2 protein-coding genes are annotated in these 976 nt (G+C 26.5%); both read left to right on the top strand.

What is annotated here, in order from left to right:
- On the top strand, positions 1 to 698 hold a 698-nt coding region (locus AMN70_RS02470), incomplete at its 5' end, for a pyrroline-5-carboxylate reductase (RefSeq protein ID WP_075501441.1).
- Positions 698 to 976, top strand: a 279-nt coding sequence (locus AMN70_RS02465; RefSeq protein WP_143323402.1) for an ATP-binding cassette domain-containing protein, incomplete at its 3' end; no start/stop codon positions are given. The genes AMN70_RS02470 and AMN70_RS02465, both read left to right, overlap by 1 nt.

Here is a 976-nt window from a genome sequence, read left to right as displayed (position 1 = left end):
TTAAATATGACAAAATATATATCTCCTTAAGAAATAAAAAAATTTCTAATAATCTTAAAAGAAAATACAAAAAAATTGTTATTGAAAATAAAAATCAGCAAATAATCGATAAATGCAGCTGGGTTTTTCTTGCAGTAACCCCGACAGTTGGTGAAAGAATAATTAAAGATTTAAAATTTAAATCTAATCAAACAATTATAAGTTTCATATCAACAATAACAATACCAAGATTAAAGAAAATGGTAAAAGTAAAGGCTGACATCGTTAGAGCAATACCACTTCCTCCTATATCATTAAAAAAAGGACCTATTCCTATATGTCCTCCAAATAAAAAAGTGAAAAGTTTTTTTGATAAAATTGGATCAACGGTTGAAATTAAGAATGAGAAATTATCAATTAATTTTTGGTCAACATCTGGAATGATGGCTTCGTATTATGAAATATTGAGAGTAATGAGTAATTGGTTAGTTAAAAAAGGCATAAAAAGGTTAGATGCTCAAAAATATATAACTTCTTTATTTTTAGCTTTATCTGAAGATGCATTTGTAAATTCAAAAAAAGATTTGAAATATTTAGTAAAAGACTCTCAAACACCCAAAGGACTTAATCAGCAAGGCTTGAAAGTGATGACAAAAAAAAATGTTTACAAGTCAGTTGTTAATACTTTAAATAGTATTCATAAAAGATTAAATAATTAATGTCTGAAAATATTCTAGAGATTAATAATTTATCAAAGTATTTTGGAGGATTAGCAGCAGTATCTGATTGTTCTTTAAATGTTAAAAAAGGTACTATCACTGGAATTATAGGTCCAAATGGTTCTGGTAAAACAACTTTGTTTAATTTAATTGCTGGTAATTTAAGATCCTCAAAGGGTAGTGTTATGTTTAATAATGAAGACATAACAGACGCGCCTTCTTATGAATTATTTTCAAAAGGATTGTTGAGAACATTTCAAATAGCGCACGAATTTACA

It is taken from the genome of Candidatus Pelagibacter communis, assembly GCF_001179925.1.
In the GTDB taxonomy this organism is placed as follows: Bacteria; Pseudomonadota; Alphaproteobacteria; order Pelagibacterales; family Pelagibacteraceae; genus Pelagibacter; species Pelagibacter ubique_E.
This window is presented reverse-complemented; position numbering and strand designations above follow the sequence as displayed.